Source organism: Fibrobacter sp. UWR4, from assembly GCF_003149045.1.
Classification (GTDB): Bacteria; Fibrobacterota; Fibrobacteria; order Fibrobacterales; family Fibrobacteraceae; genus Fibrobacter.
In genome coordinates, this window is sequence record NZ_QGDU01000006.1 from 1 (window position 1) to 18,132 (window position 18,132).

An 18,132-nucleotide genomic window follows, 5' to 3' on the forward strand; every position below is an offset into this window, starting at 1 on the left:
TGTAGATGTAAAGATAGCCTACGAATGGGAATCGGAATCGAGAGAATCATCTAGCAAGGCTGCCTAAATGCTTCCACACATGTTGATGATGCCTCTTATTTTCGGTGATTTTTTACGGGTTGGGGACTTTGGACAGTCCAAGAGTGCGGCGTTCGAAAAAAAACATATAGCCGAAATTCAGAAAGCGATGAATTTGCAACGGAACTTAGGATAGACCGTTAGACTTTTTCTATCTGGCACGCTACGCGTGCAGATAGTACGTCTCAACCATAAAAATAAGCAAGCTTATTTTTTGCGGCACTCGACTTTTTCTATCTTGTAAATTATGTACGATCCGCGCTTTTTACCGATTTGCAAAGAAGACCTAGACGAACTTGGCTGGGACTATGTTGACGTTGTGGTAATCAGCGCGGACTGTTATGTGGACCATCCCAGTTTTGGCCACGCCGTGGTGGCTCGACTTTTCGAGCACGAAGGCCTGCGTGTGGCAATCTTGCCCCAGCCCAACTGGCGCGATGACCTACGAGATTTTAAGAAGCTGGGTAAGCCCCGCATGTTCTTTGCCATCAGTAGTGGCATGGACAGCATGGTGAATCACTACACCGCGGGCAAACGCCTTCGTCACGACGACGCCTTTACCGCAGGCAACAAGGCAGGTTTTCGTCCGGATTACGCCACCTACACTTACGCAAAGATCGTCAAGATGCTTTACCCCGATGTGCCGCTTCTGATTGGCGGATTGGAAAGCAGCCTTCGTCGCGTCACCCATTACGATTACTGGAGTGACCGTCTGAAGCCCAGCATCTTGGCAGAAACGGAAGCGGATATTTTGGTGTACGGCATGGGCGAAAAGCCCCTGAAGGAAATTGTACGCCTCTTGAAGAAGGGCGTTCCCTTCTCCAGCCTGAAGAATATTCCCCAGACCGCAGTTCTTGTGAACAAGGACAAGGTTCCCGCTCCCGGCAAGCACAAGGAACTGGGAACCTCCTGGGAAGACCTGCGCCTCCCCAGCCACGAAGAATGTGTGGCAAGCAAGAAGACTCAGATCCAGAGTTACAACAAGGTGGACATCGAATGCAACAAGATGTTCCAGCGTCGAATCCTACAAGATGTAGGCGACAAGACTGTTGTGATCAACCCCGCCTATCCGCCTATGGAATACGGCGAGCTGGACGAAAGCTTTGAATATCCTTATGCGAGAGCTCCTCACCCGCGTTACAAAAAACGCGGCGACGTTCCCGCCTTCGAGATGATCAAGTTCAGCATCAACACCCACCGCGGATGTTTCGGCGGGTGCAGTTTCTGCGCAATCAACGCCCAGCAGGGAAAGTTCATCGCCAGCCGCAGTCGCGAAAGCATTTTGCGTGAAGTGGAGAAGGTGGTGAACATGGAAGGTTTCGCTGGCACCATTACGGACCTGGGAGGCCCCAGCGCCAACATGTACAAGATGCGTGGCAAGGACCGTAATCGCTGCGCCAAGTGCGCCCGCCCCAGCTGCTGCTTCCCCAAGATTTGCGACAACATGAATACAAGTCATCGCGAATTGATCGACTTGTATCGCGAAGTCCGCAACCATCCGAAGGTGAAGCATCTGTTCATTGGCAGTGGCGTCCGTTATGACTTGCTGCTACAGGAAAACTGCGACGAAAACATTCGCAAGGAACACGAAGAGTACGCCCGGGACCTCATTGAGTTCCACGTCAGCGGCCGCTTAAAGGTTGCCCCCGAACATACGGTGGAATCTGTCCTGAATTTGATTCGCAAGCCCAGCTTTACTCTGTTCCACAAGTTCAAGGAATTCTTTGACGCCGAATGCGCTCGCATTGGCAAGAAGCAACAGATCATCCCCTACTTCATCAGTAGCCATCCGGGATGTACCGAGGCCGACATGGCTGAACTTGCCCTGGAAACCAAGCAGTTGGGATTCCAGCTGGAGCAGGTTCAGGACTTTACGCCCACCCCCATGACGATTGCCACGGAAATGTTCTACGCCGAAATGAAACCGGATGGAACACCGCTTTACGTGGCAAAGACTCCGGAACAAAAGAAGAGCCAAAAACAGTTCTTCTTCTGGTACATTCCCGAGAACCGTCCCCAGATCCGTGCCACATTGGAACGCCTGAAGTTGGGCAAGATCGGCCGCCTGCTGCTCTCCCGCAGCGCCATTGCCGAGGGCAAGAACTTCAGCCCCAGCAAGGAACGTGAAGAGAATCCGGAATTCCGTGAACGCGATTTGCAGAAGCGTGCCGAGCGCAGCGCCATCTCCATTGTCCCGCAGAAGTCAGGCGAAAAAGGCCGCTGGGAAAACTCCGCACGTCGGGAACGCCGTCAGGCCGAATTCGGCGACAAGACCTGGACCCCACGCCATGAACAGCGTCATGAAAGCCGACCCCGAAACGAGTTCGGGGTGACATCGGGAGGAGATCGTCGCGATGACAACCGCAAATCATTTCACCGTGAGGGCGATTCTCGCAACAGCCGATTCCGAAACGAGTTCGGAATGACCGGCAGGGATGACCGCCGCAGTTCCAATTCGCAGGTCAACCGCGGATCCTCCCAGGGCAAGAGAAACGATTCTCCGGTGCAGTTCACCTCCAGGCGCCGCCCCGGAAGATAAACATTTAGAATAGAAAAAGGCCTGCGTTATTTTCGCAGGTCTTTTTTCATTTGTTTGATTCTTTCAGCGCACCGCTGCGGTTACCCGTTCTTTGCAAGCACGCTCCACCACTCTCCACTGATGCGTTCCAGCACCACAGAGAAGCCTGCCTCTTCAAACCACTTGAGGATGTAGGCTTTTTCCGTAAGGAGCTGGCCGGAAATAATCAGGTTGCCGCCTTCAGCCAACAGGTCCTCGATATCATCACGCATGGGCCACAGTTCGCTGCGAATCATATTGCAGAGAATGACATCAAACTTGGTCCCATCCTTAAAGGAATCCAGGAAACCCAGGACGCAATTACTTGCGTCGAATCCATTTCGTTCAAAATTTTCGGCAATGCAGGGAATGGTCAGAGGGTCAATTTCGGTACCCACGGCAAGGCGAGCGCCCATGCGGCGGGCGAACATGGCCAGGATACCGGTACCCGTTCCGATGTCAAGAACAGTCTTGCCTTCGAAATCTACGGATTCCATCAAATGGGCGCAGCTGCTGGTAGTGTCATGTTCACCAGTACCGAAAGCAGTCTTCGCTTCCAGTTCCAGCACGACAGTCTTGGAATCTTCCGGTGTAAATTCCACCCAAGGGGGGCGCACCACAAGGCGGGGGCTTACGGAAACGGGCTGAGCGCGATCACGCCACCACTTGTCCCAATCCTTGGCGGCTTCCTCTTCCACGGTAAAATGATACTGGGGGAACTGAGCCACGATGCGGTCACGTTCTTCCTTATCTCCTGTGTAGAAACAAAAATCCGTGCGGTTATCTTCTACCGGGTCCAATTCTTCGAGGGTTGCAACACCTGCTTCAAAGAGCAAATAACTTGCAATTTCAAATTCTTCAATGGGGCAATAGCCCTGAGCCTTATACCAAGTATCAATTTTCTGCATATCCACAATTTAGTAACTCTAAAGGCACCCCCTCAAATTTCTTTTCCTTTTTCCTTTGACATTTTCATTTTTCAAAGCGATAAAATAAGTGCTATGAATACTTATTTCGAAAACATCACCAAGAAGTTGGATCTCTACGCTCAAGTTAAGCCTCAGCAGAGCGGTATGGTCTTTTCGTCTCTCAAGATTCTGGAATACTGGGCTCGTATTCTCATCAAGAATCCGGAATGCGTCAACCGCGACGTTGCGGTCCGCCTCATGGACGAAGAACATACCATGGCTTTCGTCAACGAAGTGGTTAAGAAATTCCGCTATTACGCACGTCCCAAGAAAAAGTGTGCAAAGAAGCCTAAGGCTGCAATTGCAAACGAAACCGAAGAAATGGTACCGCCGCTGAACGAAGAAGAAATCAATGCGCTGCCCGAAAACATCATGGATGTCCCTATGGACGAAGACGACGAACCGGAAATGCGTTCCGACGTCTGCAGCCCCCGATTCCTCCGTGCAGTCAATCGTTACATCGAAGAATCTAAGCCCAGTTGCCGACAGTCTGCAGCCAACAACCTGATCAAGGCCATCAACACCACGGACTCCGACGATATGGCACCCCACCTCTACCAGGAATTGCAGCGTATCGCCAGCGACCACTTTATAGCCTATATTAATAAGGCGCTCTCTACCGGCCTCCCCGATGACGAGCCCTCCTTCAAGCGCGTACTTCGCGTGAAGGAAACCTACCGCCTTAAGGATGACGAGCTGGAACTGCTTCTTTATCTGTGGCTCCGCGAAAGCCCGGACCTGGAAGTAGAAGAATCCCAGCGCAGCTTTATCCGCCATCATCGCTTCCGCGATAACGACACCAATTTAAACAGTCTTGCAAACATTTCCCGCGCCACCGGTTTTAGCCTGGATGAACTTGGCACCTTGATGGGCAAGGACAGTTCCCTCAAGCGTTTGAACCTGGTGGACGACCAGCTGGATATTCCTCAGGAAGTGGCTCGCTTCCTCAGCGGTTTCAGCGACGGCACTCAGATGAAGGCATTCAAGCAGGCTCCCGCCCCGACTGTAGATTTTGAGCAGCTTCAGGGCAAGAACGCCGACGCAAGACTTATGCTGACCATGCTCAAGAACCATAAGCGCGACATTCCCTTGAACATTTTGCTGTACGGCGTTCCGGGTACTGGAAAGACCGAGTTGGCCAAGGCCGTCGCCAAGGAGCTGAAGGTTCCCCTGTGGGAAATCAGCATCGACATGGATGAAGATCCCGGTTCCAGCGGCCGTTTTGCCATGCCACGCCGTTACGAAAACCGCAACGTCTCCGTATTACAGTACCGCCTCCGAGCAATCACCCTCGCCGACTGGCACTGTGAAAATCATCCCGGCATTATCCTGGTGGACGAAGCGGACCTGGTCCTGAACGGAGCAGAAAAGGGAATCCTCAACAAGTTCTTCGAATCCCTGAAGACTCCGGTCATCTGGATTTCCAACAGCATGCAGTATGTGGAAGACAGCACCCGACGTCGTTTCGATTTTTCCATGGCATTCAAGCCCTTGGCAAAGGACGAACGTCTCAGCGTCCTCAATTCCGTCCTTAAGACTCAGGATGCCGCAGACTTCCTGACAGAAGAAGAAAAGCTGAAACTTGTGGTAGAATATCCTGCCATGGCAGGAGGTCTCACTCTCGCCCTGCAGCACGCCAAACAGTTGCAGGTATGTGGCGCCACCGCCCCTCAGGAAAACTACAAGACCATGGCTCGCCTCCTGAAGGCGCACACACGCCTTATGGGCATCAAGAACGGAAGCCTGAAGGAAGTGGAAAGTCACGCCCCCAGCTACTCTCTGGAAGGGCTCAACATCGAAGGTTCTACCAGCGAAATTATGGAAGTAGTCCGCAATTACGATCAGGTCTGGAGCACCCTGGAAGAAGACGACGCTCCCAACTCCCTGAACATCCTTCTGTACGGTCCCCCGGGCACCGGCAAGACCGAATTCGTCCGCCATCTGGCTCGCAGCCTGGGCCGTAACTTGATTATCAAGCGCGCAAGCGACTTGCTGGGAATGTTCGTCGGCCAGACGGAAGCCCAGATTGCCGCCGCCTTCGAGGAAGCCAATCGCACCAAGTCCATCCTGTTCTTTGACGAAGCAGACAGCTTCCTGAACAATCGTGCCGGGGCTTTCCAGAACCACGAAGTTTCCAAGGTCAACGAACTGTTGACCCAGATGGAAAACTTCAAGGGCATTTTCATCGCGGCAACCAACTTCGAGAAGAACCTGGATCCGGCAAGCTCCAGACGTTTCGCCCTCAAGCTCGGCTTTGACTACCTGAAGCCGGAAGGTGTACGCCACATCTGGAACGTATTCTTCCCGGATACCTTCTGCCCCGACTCTGTGGCAAACCTGCCCATGCTCACCCCCGGTGATTTCAATGCCGTCAACGGCCGCCTGCGTTACTTCCCCGCAAGCAGCAAGACTCCTGAACGCATCGAAGCGGAACTCCGCAAGGAATTGCGTAACAAGGACAGTCACGCCGGCCGCACCATGGGATTCTAAAAAGCTTAACCATATAACCTCCTAAAGCAAAAAGGCCCCGCAGGAGCAATCCTGCGGGGTTCTTTTCTTTATTACATCAAAAGAATGAAATCTTATCTTATTTTTAGATGTAACGTCCCATCAAAATGGAGTTTCAAATTATGGCAAATACTTTCAAATATTGGCTCTTATGGGAACAATCGCTTTAGGAATCTTGATTAAAGGAAAAAAGCGTAATTAAAGCTGAGTCACCTGTTGCACGATCAGAGCAATCAGGCCTCCCACAGCAACTCCAGCAAGAATTACTAGAGCGACCATGCTCCACTTCACATACTTCGCCAGTTTTACCAGCAGGGAACCTTGATCCTTCGCAAATTGCTGGTACATATTGAGAGCCGCAATCAAAGTAACGCCTAAATCGTCTAGCCAGCCCAATACAGGAATTCCATCGGGAACGGCATCGATAGGCGACACATCATAGGCAAGGGCGGCTAACGTAATCAGTACAGACAAGGCCTTCCATACGGGAGATACTCCATTCTGCAAATTGCGCGAAGCAGAGTCGCGACAAAACTCATTTTTACGACTATCTCTTTCCCGCTGGTTGCGTTCCATGTCCTTCATGTCATGGACTTCGCCTTCGTAAATCTTTTCTTTTTTCATACGAGCCTTCTTCTTTCATCATCAATATACACAAAAAACCGTCGGAGGATTACTCCCCCGACGGCCCACGCAGTCACAACACAACACACCTGCGGTTTTCAAATCACGTCATGGCGTCCTTAAAGGCGTCATAATTATCCGTGCCATGATAGGGACTGCAATACACAGCGAACTCGATTGCCGTAAAATACTTTCCGTACTTTTGCATCAATTGACGGTAGGCTTCAGCAACAATCTTCGGATCATTCCGGAAAGCACCACATCCAAAAGCTCCCAGAACAAGAACATCCACATGGTTTGCGATGGCTACCTGGAGAATTTTCTCTCCACGCTTTAAATGGACTTTCAGCAGTTCTTCCGCATTCAGGGCGTCGGCATCAAACCACAAATTGGGTGCGGCACAGGTAATCACATCCACAGCGAACCAGTCCCTGCTGGGTACGCGTTTCGGTTCCTGCTCATCGCTTTTTACCACTGCCACATGGGGCACATAGATACAGGCGTCCGTATAGATATGGTCATGGCGTCTACGATGAAAACGATAATAGTTCTGGAAAAAATCGTCCCTTTTCAGGACTGGATAGAGGGTGGAACAACGACACAGGCATTCTTCCTGAGCGGCAGCCCCATCCGTCACACCTCCACCAGGATTGGTAGCGGAAGCAAAATTCTGCACCCCAATACGCTTTCCAGGATATTTTCCATGCAACTTCCTGGCGGCTTCAAAAGTACGGTGACTGGTAACAGTCACTTCGGGCACCGCGCCTTCCTGGATTAAATCCGGGACCTTGTTACAGGCTTCATTAAAGCCAGGAACGTCTTCGCCTTCTGGGTAGAGTTTCGCTCCTTTGGAGGACACCTCGACAACCTTCTTTAGGGTGGTGTTCTCCACAATCATAGACAGGGTGTCTTCAAATATTTCAACTAGATTATCTCTCATCGTTTTTGACCTTTTTCTTCCTTATATTTATCGGAGATTACCCGGAAAATGTCAAATAAAAAGTTCTAAAAAACGATTTTTTGTATATTAAGCCACGAAAAGAGAATCAAAAATGCTTGATAAAGAAGTTTTAAAGACTGTCAGCCGTATTGAACTTTCTGTCCGTGGCACCTTGGACACCGTGATGACCGGTGCCTACCATAGCTCCTTTAAGGGCAACGGCATGGAATTCAGTGAAGTTCGCGAATACATGCCCGGCGACGACGTTAGAACCATTGACTGGAATGTTACCGCACGTACAGGCACTCCGTATGTGAAAAAGTTCATCGAAGAGCGTGAAATGACCATGCTCCTCATGGTGGACGCCTCCAGCAGTTCCGAGTTCGGTAGTGGCAAGCAGATGAAGGGCGAAGTGATGGCAACCCTCACCGCACTTCTGGCTTTTGCTGCCATCAAGAACAACGACAAGGTGGGGCTGCTCATCTACACGGACCAGGTGGAACTTTTCATTCCTCCCGAAAAGGGCCGCAAGCATGTGCTGCGCCTCATCCGTGAAATTCTTTACTTCAAGCCCCAGCACCACGGCACCAACACCCAGGTGGCATTGGAATACGCCGGCAAGATCCTGAACCGAAAGGCTGTGGTGGTTGTCATGAGCGACTTCCTGGATGAAGGTTTCGAAAACGCCTTCAAGGTACTGCGCAAGCGTCACGACGTTCTGGCGGTTTCCGTAGTGGACCCCCGCGAAATGGAATTGCCTCCTGCAGGTCTTGTAGAATTGGAAGATCCGGAAACAGGCGAGACCTTGCTGATCGATACTGGGGATGTGGCATTCCGCGAAGCATTCGCTCGCGAGGCAAAACGTCAGGGCAAGGCCGTCAAGGAGCTTTTCCAGCGCATGTCTATTGATTTCGTCCGAATCGAGACCCACGACGATTTCAAGGATACAGTGGCACCGCTGATTGAACACTTTAGACGTCGCGCCAAAATGGCCCGCAATTAACCTGCGAAGGGGCGATACCCCAGCAACTTCAAGCTATAAAGGGCGGTGCCCTTGCTGATGCTACGAACGTTCGTCGCGTATCCAAAAATTTCCTTCAGGGGAATATCCGCCTTCAAAAAGTGAGTGCGGCCATCGCCGCCAATTTCTTTCACCTTTCCATTTCGGGACTGAATATCGCTGGTAATGTTTCCGGCAAAGTTCACCGGACATTCCAGGGACAGTTCCATGACGGGTTCAAACACTGTCACATGCGCAGGCTTGATCAGCTTTGTCACGGCGTCAGCACAGGCCTTCTTGATCATGGGCGGGAGGGCGTCTTCCGTCCAGCTAAAGTCCAGAACTTCGAAGCGGATTCCTACAAGAGGTCCCTTTCCAAGCACGCCCATTTCAGCAGATTCCAGCAGGGCAGACCGTACACCCGCAAGTATCTCGCGGGGAGCCTTTTCCAGAAACTCAGCCGACAGGCGGATATCGTGATTCTGCAGTAGTTCGCTTGCATTTTCCACCACGTCATTTTCGATGGGACTAGCCGCCAGCTTGATAGAAATCTTGTGCGGTCCCAACTGGAAGGAATTCTCCACCGGACCTACCGCCGTATTCAGGCGTTCCTGCCAGCGGACCTCCGGATTGCCCGCCTGGACTTCGCAGCCGAACTCACGTTTAAGACGAGCCAGGAGAACATCCAGCTGAACCTCCCCCACCGTATGCAAGTACCAGAAGCCACCATCCTCATCGTGCTGCACCCGGAAGGAAGGATCCATACGGGAAAGAGTTGCAAGGCTCTTTTCCACATGATGGTAGTCATCCATACTGAGGCATTCCACACGGGTCTGCAGCAGGGGCTGGTAGCGGTCGCGGATGCTGGATCCTTCGCTCCGCTCAGGATGACGCGGGGAATCGCCAAGATGACATGTCGGAGAACCATCCAGCAAGATGACTTGGCCCAGTTCCGTTTCCATAGGGGCGCGAACCGCATAAATATCGCCAACGCGGATTTCTTCCACAGGCAAAAGCAGGTTTGCCTTCAGGCGGGAAAATTCATAGCCAGCAGGCCAGGCCTTCCGTTCCAGATTTACATGGCTTCTAAAGAGGGAAATTTCACCGACACCCTTGAAGTGACGCAGGCGAATCACCTGCCCCAATTCATTTTCATTAAACAGGGGGACTTCCGGCAAGAAGAAGGATAGTGCAGTCAAAAGGCTACGGACACCAAAGCCAGCCATGGCGGATCCCGCATAGCAAAGGGCGTAGTCGCTACTCTTGGCCAGTTCCTTCAGGCCTCGCAAAAGGATCTTGGGAGCCACGGGCTTTCCGTCCATGGCAAGTTCCAGAATTTCGTCATCAAAATTGCTGGCGCATTCTACGGCTTCGCTGTAATGCTTCACGAGAAGATCGTCACTGGATTCTCCGCTACGCTCAGAATGACGATGGGTGTTATCGGAATGTTCCTGCGGGTCAACCACTTCCTGACCATTTTCGGAATGGACAAGACGGCTTTTGCTCAACACGTCCAGCACGCCTTCCATCTTTCCGTCTTTGTATTCCGGCACTGTCATCAATACGGGACGAACTCCCAGGACTTCCTCAATGTTGATGAGAGTATCGTCCAGGGAATAGTCGGGATTGTCCAGCTTGTTTATGAACAAAATGGTACGGACCCCAGCCTCGCGCAGCTTTTTAAAGGCGGCCACGGTCTGGGTCTCGACACCACTGGCGGCACTGACAACCAGGACGGCCCCTTCCACTGCAGTCAGGGCCATATCCACTTCGGCACCAAAATCCACATGGCCCGGAGTATCAATAAAATTGAACCAGGTATTCTTCCACTCGAAATGGGCAACGCCACTCTCGATGGTAATGCCACGTTCCTTTTCCTCGGGCATGTAGTCCATGGTGGCAAGACCATCTTCCACCTTCCCCGGGCGACGGACCTCGCCGGACGCAAAAAGGATTCTTTCGGACAAGGTCGTTTTGCCAGCGTCAACGTGGGCAAGAATTGCAATATTTCGAATGGACTGTTGTGAATTTTGCACCATGTTAACCAACCTTTATGAAACAAAATTAGTAAAACTCGTAAAAAAACATTATATTAGGTTATATGACCCAGCCCTCCACCATTTCTCAAGCAATTAACGTCCTTGCGAAAACTTACCACAAGATTCTCAAGGTTAACCTGACGAACGACACCTACGAAACCGTCAAGGTACGCTCTGACGAAATGGCCCAGGTGAATGAAATCAAGTGTTTCTCTAGGTGGATCATGAACTTTGCCGATATGGGCAACGTTTACGAGGGGGACGCCAACATATACAGAACCCGTCTGCACCTGGACGCCCTCCGCAAGCACTTTAACGAAAACGACCGTTTTAGACTTCGTTACCGCAGAAAGACCGATGGTGTATTCCGTTGGGTATTTTTGGAAATCCTTCCCGACGAAAACTTCACCAGGGACAACCAGTCCGTCTGGCTTTACGTCCAGGACATTCACGATTCCTACGTCCACGAGATGGAAGTGCAGCGTGAATTGGAACATTTCTGCAAGTACGACACCCTGACAGGACTGAACAACTACTATTCCTACCAGACTCTGTGCAGGAACTTTGCCGCAGGCGACAACAAGTCTTCCGTTGGAGTCATCTTTGCAGACCTGAACGGCCTTAAGCTGGTAAACGACACCCGCGGCCATGCTGCAGGTAACGATTTCCTCCGTAGCTTTACCCGCAAGCTGGTGGACAACTTCCAGAAGGACACCATCTACAGAATCAGCGGTGATGAGTTTCTCATTGTCATCCAGAATTCCTCTAGGGAAACCGTAGGGTTCATGAGCGACAACTTTGCCGCCTATTTGAACCAGGAAGAGGTACCCCAGGCATCCATCGGATTTGCCTGGAGTGAACATCCCATGCATATCGAGGATGTGGCCCGCGATGCGGAAACCCACATGTACGAAAGCAAGGAAACATTCTACGAGAAACATCCCGAGTACAAGCGAGGCATTGCAGAACTGAACTACAAGCGCGAAATTGACGCCATCCTGCAGTCACTTTCCAATTCCTACGCCATCATGTCTACCATTGACTTGATTAGGAATTCCTACCGAGTTTTGAAGTCCATTGCAGGGACAGGTCATTATCCTACTGCCGAAAAATATTCCACCATGTTGGAAGAGATGATCCCCATGGTGGATCCCGACTATCAGGAACTGGTGGAGGATTTCTTTAGCATTGAACATCTCAGCCGCGAATTCATGAAAAACCAGACTCTGGTCTGCGAATACAAGAACCTTCGCGGCCGTTGGCACCAGGCCACCTTCAAGATTATTGAAACTCTGGACGGCAAGCCATCCAAGGCACTGTTCATCCTGGAAAGTGTGGACCGTAACCGTGCCGACAAGCTGGAACAGCATCGTGACTTGCTTATTGAGCATCAGATTATTGAGGGGCTCAGCAAGAACTACAGCATGATCTGCCGTATCGAAATTTCCACCCACAAGCTTTTGCTGTACAAGAATCTGAGTCTGCTGGAATCCATTACCACCGCCATGAAGGTGCTTGATTACGGCGCAGTTGTGAAATGGTTTGTCCAGAAGTACGTGGTGCCCGAAGACAAAGCTCGAGTCCAGACATTCCTGGAATTCGACAACGTCAAGGAAAAGCTGATGGAAAAGGATGAATGTACCATCCTATTCAGGACCACTCCTGAATTCCATAATACCAAGGACGTAAGCTATAGCCAGTTCTACTTCTACCGTCTAAAAACCGACCCGGACAAGATTGTACTTGCCACCAAGAACGTGACCAAGGCGATGGGATAGCATATTAATTATTAATTACAAACCATAAAGACAGGAGCCCTGTTATGAAAACATACCTTGCAAAATATCTTTTGCCTCTTATGGCTCTGGCAGGATGTTCCGACGATTCCTCCAGCAATTCAGTGAACGTCGAAGGAACTAGCGACGAAAACATTTCAAGTTCCTCCTCGGTAGATGAAGTGCAGCCTGTTTACAAGGTTTCGTACTTGTCACAAGTTATGCATTTTACAAGCGCTCCTTCGGAAAAGATGGACTATGGACACGCCTCTGTCATTCCATACGAAGCTGAGAATGGAGCGTACAGCGAATGTACCGGAGACTCCAAAAAGCTAGAAGGTGCCGTAAAAATTTTGGGCGACACTCTAGCCACAGTGTTCTCCGGATCAAAGCTTTCTGGTGACTTGAGTAAGATTACCGCATTCGCTAAAACAAGTTGTTTAGCAACAAATCCTGATCTCCTTACGGACACGCTTTTTGTCAATGACGGAGAATTTGAATACGCTTGTCTTTACAAGACAAGCGAAGCCGGGATGAATGGGCAGACAATGAAAGTTCTTGGCGATGTTATGTCCTACGGATGCAACATCATAAGAATCGGAGCAAGTTCATCAACAGGTCGTCTTGAAACAGAAGACGTCCCCCCTCCAGTCAATGCAAGTTCCTCCAGTGCAACAGATGTAGCCATTTCATCTTCCACTGTGATCCCGCCTGCCTTCTCCAACGGAGATGCTACTAGAGAACAGTACAATACCCAGATGCAGAAACTGTCTTCCGACAGCACGTTCCTCATGCCCAAGGAAGTTCTCGGTTTAGTCCAGGGACGAAAAGGAGATCTTGATCCCATCACAAAGATTTCTCTTGAAGATGCGAAAAAAAGATTCCCCAACACCATTAAAACTTTGAAGGAAGAAGGTATTTCGCTAAAGGATGACTACTACTTGATCTACGCCCCTATAGATTCCTGGGGCTATATCAACGCCGTTACAAAAGTATCCTCGGAAAGCATCACCGTCATGTACACCTTCCAGACGCAAGAAGACAACACCGAGTATGGATGCCACGACACCGAAGAAATATTCGGAGCAGGAATATTCTTCCTAGTGGATTCCGAAGAAGACCTAACCAAGGCAACCTTTGACTACAAGAACGATTTTTCCCATAACTGGCACTGCGGATGCGAAGCAGCCGAGGAATCATGCAAGTTCCTGATCGATTTCTTTGACGCCTAACCGTTTCTTCACTTGATCTTTACACGTTATCCCACCTAAAGGAGGGATAACGTTTTTACATTCTTCAGAAAAATTATTTTATCGACAATTTGAATTGTCTGAGTCACAGCGTCCAGCTTGGCAACAGTTCCTTCCAATTCCTCGTAAGTGCCCACACCTTCGGCAAGGACACGGTCCTGTACAAAGTAGCTTACCTTTACAACAGGATGTTCCCCCTGCTGCAATCGTTCTGAGAGGGTTCCCAAGACCTCGTCCAGTTCCAGGCGAGAATCTTCCATCAGTTCATCCTGCCGGATGGTCAGTCTCTTTTCAGCAGTTTCCTCAATGGCATCACTATGACCGCGAAGGGCCGCAAAAGGGGCAAAAATCTTCGCACGGTTCTCAATGGACATTCTGGGATGCTTGATTAAAGTATTCCAGTCGTTTCGCGGGTACGGCAAATTGATTATGTCGTCGTAATTAAAGCTAGGCACGATGACCTCCAATCTGTCCGTTGCGTTCCACCGTAGTGGCACCTTCCTGCAGGTCCATGCCCTTGATGATGGCATTCTTGCCGAAGCGTTTCTTGATAAGGATTTCCGCCTTCAGGCGTTTCTTTTCCTTTTCCTCTTTCTGTACATCCGTAAAAATATCGGGCTGATCATAGCTTGCATCCAATACATCGTTAGCTACAATATTCAACCGCTTGAAAGTCAGGGCCTTGTTGGTAATACGGTCATAGAGTTTCATGACAGCATCTGCTATGACCGTCAGGGAACTGGTGTAACGTCCCAAATTTGCAGTGCCGTGGGCAGGCTTGGGAAGGGTGCGTCCATAGACATCCACCACCGTCTCGCCGTGATAAATTCCCTTGTCAATATTTTCGCGGTCATAGCCCAGGTGCAGCGTAATTCCGTTGGTCACAAGATTCTTGTCAATCAAATCGATAACAAGAGTATCCACCATTTCGCGAACTACAATACGGGTCTTGTTCCAGTCGTAGGCATGTTGAAGAACTTGACCACTTCCAATGCTGTTGGATTTCGGCTTGTATTTTTTTATTTCAGCAATGGTGCAAGGTTCATAGCCCCAGGCGTGGTCAATCAAAATTTCCGCATTGACGCCGAACATCTTGTAGAGATCATCGGGGCGCTTAATACTGACTCGGGCCAGGTCGCCCATGGTAAGGATTCCGCGGCCATCGTTAAGGCGACAAGTTTCCAGACGCTCGGCGATACCGCGACCCACCTGCCAAAAGCTGGTGAGAGGTCGATGACTCCACAAGTTTTTGCGGTAGCTCATTTCGTCCAGTTCCGCGATGCGCACACCATCTGCATCGGGCTCTACGTGCTTTGCCATAATGTCCATGGCAATCTTGCAAAGATACAAGTTGGTGCCGATGCCCGCCGTAGCGGTAATTCCTGTGGTTTCAAAAACATCCTGGATCATGGTCTTTGCAAGATCCCGAGGAGTCTTCTTGTAAAGCGACAAATAGCGGGTCACGTCGATGAAACATTCATCAATGGAATAGGGGTGAATGTCATCGTGGCTCACGTACTTCAGGTAAACATTATAGACCTTGGTGGAAAACTCCACGTACTTCGCCATCTGAGGCGGCGCAATGATAAACTTGATTTCCTTGCCGGTTTGACGCTTGACTTCAGCCACCTTCTGGTTCACCTCAAAAAGGCGGGCACGGCCAGGAATCCCGTAGGCTTTTAAGCTGGGTGTCACCGCAAGGCAAATGGTCTTTTCGGTACGACTTTCGTCAGCCACTACAAGGTTCGTCTTCAGCGGGTCAAGCCCCCGCAGAACACATTCCACGGAGGCAAAGAAAGACTTCAAGTCAATAGCGATGAATGTACGATTTTCTCGACCCACAGGAACAATATAGCATTTCCTACTGACACAACAATGCCACGAGTCTGCAATCAAATTTTGGGATTATTCCCGATATTCGTAGAGATAATAATTACCTTCGCTCTTCGTCAAGTCGGAGCTTGCCAATGTCCAGACATCAGGCGTTCCGCTGCGGTATTCCACCTGGATTTTTACATCGGAACCGGACTGCAGAATTTCCTGAGGAACTTCCCAGAAGTTTTCTGCACCGCTGAAGATTTTAAGTTCCTGACCGTTCATGGAAATGCTTTTCACAGCATCTTTCGGGTTGCGAACTTGCACTACGCTCCAGTAGGCGCTGGCCCCCTCCTTTACCCAGATGCTGGTGGAGTCATCCCAGACGCCTTCAACGCCTTCGCAGGAGACGAATTCCCATTCGCCGTAATAGCGGCCCACCGTAATGCCCATGATATCGCTGGCTGGCGCGCCGCCCAAGTCCACACCGCAGCTTTCATCGGGACAACGGTCCGTAATGCGAACCGTCACACGTTTCCAGCCTTCAGGCGTCTTCGCCTTTACACGAACGCAACCTCCGCAGGCAAGGCCCCCGTTCCAGGGCCCTTTATCGTCCCCGCTGGAGACGTTCACATGGATTGCAGCATAATACTGAATGTTGGTCTGGCCATAATTGCAGGCGCCACCCAGGCTAGTTTCCTTTTCCGTAATGCTGCCGTAGGTTGTAATGGAACCCTTACCGCCAATTTCCGTAAGAACAGGATCTTGAGCCGTATAGCTGTCGCAGCCCTTGCATTCGCCATCGGCATCGTCAAAATACCAGGCGTCGGATTCGCTCGCGGAACTTTCGGGAGATTCCGCCGCGGAAGAACTTGCAGGTGCAATCGCAACGCTGGAAGAACTGACAAATTCCGCCGCTGAACTTGCTGGAATCGCAGACGAACAGGAGGATTTCGCTTCGGAACTGGAAGATTTTACAGTTAAACTGGATGAACTTTTTGCAACTACGGAGGAACTGGATTCTGCATCCACAGAACTAGGCGCACTAGAAGTACTATCGGAACTGCAGCCCACCATCAAGGCAGCCACTATTCCAGCAATTCCTAGCCCACGCATAAAATGCATTCGAGTTACCAATCCTTAGCAGGTCTTGCCTGACCGCGAATGGGCTTCCAGGGTTTGCGTTCGCCATTCTGTTCGTCAAAATCCTTCAGCAGCTGGGCAGCATCTTCCGGACTCATCATGGCAGGAGTTTCATCCGGCTGCTGGTCATCACCCTGACTGTCGCTGGACTGATCCTGAGGTTGCTCAGGCTGTGGCTGCTGATCTGCGCCCCCATTGGAATCAGAGCTCTGATTGTCGCTCTGGCTAGAACTGCTTTCGCCAGAATTCTGGTCCTGCTGATTTTGATCCTGCGGGTCCTTGTTCTGGTCTTGATTGTCCTTGTTCTGGTCCTGATTCTGATCTTTATTTTGATCCTGGTTCTGATCGTTATTCTGGTCCTGGTTAGGATCATTCTTCTTATTTTCGTTCTTCTGCTCGTCCTTGGCTTCCTTAATACGGTCCAGGAGCATTTGCAGTTTCTGATCATTAGGATAATACTGCAAGCCTTCGTTACAAGTAATTTCTGCAGTAGGCAAGCGGTTTTCGATATACTGGAAAGCAGCATCGCTGTAATAAGCGCTAGCGGACTTAGGAGCCGCAAAAGCCATCCCCGCACAGAGCAAAGCGAATACGACAACGACTGGATTCTTCACTGCGTTCAGAATGACACTATGGAGCATTAGATTACCTCCAGATCGTTGTCGGTGTTGCTGGCGTCAATCTTTGCCTTGGGCTTACGTCCGGCCTTGATTTCGATGACGTCATCCATGCGCTGCACATAGGAATTCAGCTGACCTGCGGTTTCGTCCTCGGCAATGATATTTTCCAGAACGGACTTGGCTTCTTCGTACTTGCCATCCTTACTGAGTTGGAGGGCGCGAGCCAGGGCTTCCTTGGCCTTTTCGCTTAAAGGCGGCTGCTTCTGGTCGTTATCCTGATTCTGGTTCTGGTCCTTGTTTTCCTTCTGCTTGTCGATTTCTTCCTTCAGCTTGCGCTGGACTATTTCCACATTCTTCTTGGCGTTTTCAAAATCCTCGTTCAGATCAATCGCCTTCTTCAGATAGGCAACGGATTCTCGCCAGGCTGCAATACGTTCACTCGGTTCACTAGCCTTTTCTCCCACGCGGAAATGGGTATTGGCAAGATTATAGGCGGCCTTTGCAGCCAGCTTCTTATCCGGCATGCGAACAGCACTTTCCAATTCCTTCTTGGCTTCCTCATAATTGCCAAGCTTGTATTGGCAAGTACCGATGTTATAGAACAGAATAGGTTCAGCCGGCTCCGCCTCGCGGGCCTTCATATACTTTTCAAGAGCGCCGGCATAATCGCCTGCGGCAAACAACTTATTCCCATCGTTAATGGGGCGGGCAAAAGAGGCCATAGCCGCCATCAGCACCACAACAAAAACTTTAGAACTCGATAAACGCATAATCAGATCTTTCAAACTTTTCTGCCCGTCAATATATGAAATTTC

Annotated in this window: 13 protein-coding genes and 1 pseudogene; 5 read left to right on the plus strand and 9 right to left on the minus strand. The window is 50.4% G+C overall.

What is annotated here, in order from left to right:
• Positions 1 to 325: 325 nt before the first annotated feature.
• A pseudogene (locus BGX12_RS03525) lies at positions 326 to 2,209 on the plus strand (YgiQ family radical SAM protein); the annotation flags it as partial.
• A 488-nt stretch (positions 2,210 to 2,697) separates the two neighbouring features.
• On the opposite strand, the gene BGX12_RS03530 reads toward BGX12_RS03525, so the two are convergent.
• Positions 2,698 to 3,543: a 50S ribosomal protein L11 methyltransferase gene (locus BGX12_RS03530; protein WP_109734711.1), complete on the minus strand. Its 846-nt coding sequence runs from the start codon at positions 3,541 to 3,543 to the stop codon at positions 2,698 to 2,700.
• Between the two features lie 93 nt (positions 3,544 to 3,636).
• On the opposite strand from BGX12_RS03530, the gene BGX12_RS16000 reads away from it, so the two are divergent.
• Positions 3,637 to 6,093, plus strand: coding sequence for an AAA family ATPase (locus BGX12_RS16000; protein WP_109734712.1), 2,457 nt, complete (start codon positions 3,637 to 3,639; stop codon positions 6,091 to 6,093).
• 216 nt (positions 6,094 to 6,309) lie between these two features.
• Here BGX12_RS16000 and BGX12_RS03540 read toward each other — a convergent pair whose 3' ends face one another.
• A complete protein-coding gene (locus BGX12_RS03540) occupies positions 6,310 to 6,735 on the minus strand; it encodes a YkvA family protein (protein ID WP_109734713.1) in 426 nt (141 codons plus the stop codon).
• A gap of 103 nt (positions 6,736 to 6,838) precedes the next feature.
• Positions 6,839 to 7,675, minus strand: coding sequence for a TIGR02452 family protein (locus BGX12_RS03545; protein WP_109734714.1), 837 nt, complete (start codon positions 7,673 to 7,675; stop codon positions 6,839 to 6,841).
• A 112-nt stretch (positions 7,676 to 7,787) separates the two neighbouring features.
• Between BGX12_RS03545 and BGX12_RS03550 the strand changes: the two genes are divergently transcribed.
• Positions 7,788 to 8,678: a DUF58 domain-containing protein gene (locus BGX12_RS03550; protein ID WP_109734715.1), complete on the plus strand. Its 891-nt coding sequence runs from the start codon at positions 7,788 to 7,790 to the stop codon at positions 8,676 to 8,678.
• Here BGX12_RS03550 and BGX12_RS03555 read toward each other — a convergent pair.
• On the minus strand, positions 8,675 to 10,714 hold the full coding sequence (locus BGX12_RS03555) for a translation factor GTPase family protein (RefSeq protein ID WP_109734716.1): 2,040 nt from the start codon (positions 10,712 to 10,714) through the stop codon (positions 8,675 to 8,677). The two genes, BGX12_RS03550 and BGX12_RS03555, sit on opposite strands and share 4 nt — an antisense overlap.
• 62 nt (positions 10,715 to 10,776) lie before the next feature.
• Here BGX12_RS03555 and BGX12_RS03560 point away from each other — a divergent pair, with 62 nt between their 5' ends.
• Entirely contained in the window at positions 10,777 to 12,492 is a 1,716-nt protein-coding gene (locus BGX12_RS03560; protein ID WP_109734717.1) for a GGDEF domain-containing protein, read from the plus strand.
• A gap of 44 nt (positions 12,493 to 12,536) precedes the next feature.
• Positions 12,537 to 13,721 carry a hypothetical protein gene (locus BGX12_RS03565; RefSeq protein ID WP_146196231.1) on the plus strand — a complete coding sequence of 395 codons (1,185 nt, stop codon included), beginning with the start codon at positions 12,537 to 12,539 and terminating at the stop codon, positions 13,719 to 13,721.
• A 35-nt stretch (positions 13,722 to 13,756) separates the two neighbouring features.
• Here BGX12_RS03565 and BGX12_RS03570 read toward each other — a convergent pair whose 3' ends face one another.
• From BGX12_RS03570 to BGX12_RS03590, 5 genes are all read right to left on the minus strand, one after another.
• Positions 13,757 to 14,194 (minus strand): hypothetical protein, encoded by a 438-nt coding sequence (locus BGX12_RS03570; protein WP_109734719.1) that lies wholly within the window; start codon positions 14,192 to 14,194, stop codon positions 13,757 to 13,759.
• Positions 14,187 to 15,581 carry a DNA methylase gene (locus BGX12_RS03575; protein WP_109734720.1) on the minus strand — a complete coding sequence of 465 codons (1,395 nt, stop codon included), beginning with the start codon at positions 15,579 to 15,581 and terminating at the stop codon, positions 14,187 to 14,189. The genes BGX12_RS03570 and BGX12_RS03575 overlap by 8 nt, the downstream gene beginning before the upstream one ends.
• A 63-nt stretch (positions 15,582 to 15,644) precedes the next feature.
• Positions 15,645 to 16,679, minus strand: a complete 1,035-nt coding sequence (locus BGX12_RS03580; protein ID WP_146196232.1) for an expansin-like protein — start codon at positions 16,677 to 16,679, stop codon at positions 15,645 to 15,647.
• Positions 16,680 to 16,684: 5 nt separating this feature from the next.
• On the minus strand, positions 16,685 to 17,338 hold the full coding sequence (locus BGX12_RS15445; protein WP_109734722.1) for a hypothetical protein: 654 nt from the start codon (positions 17,336 to 17,338) through the stop codon (positions 16,685 to 16,687).
• Positions 17,338 to 18,102: a tetratricopeptide repeat protein gene (locus BGX12_RS03590; RefSeq protein WP_233246234.1), complete on the minus strand. Its 765-nt coding sequence runs from the start codon at positions 18,100 to 18,102 to the stop codon at positions 17,338 to 17,340. Before BGX12_RS03590 ends, BGX12_RS15445 begins: the two co-directional genes overlap by 1 nt.
• Between the last annotated feature and the right edge of the window lie 30 nt (positions 18,103 to 18,132).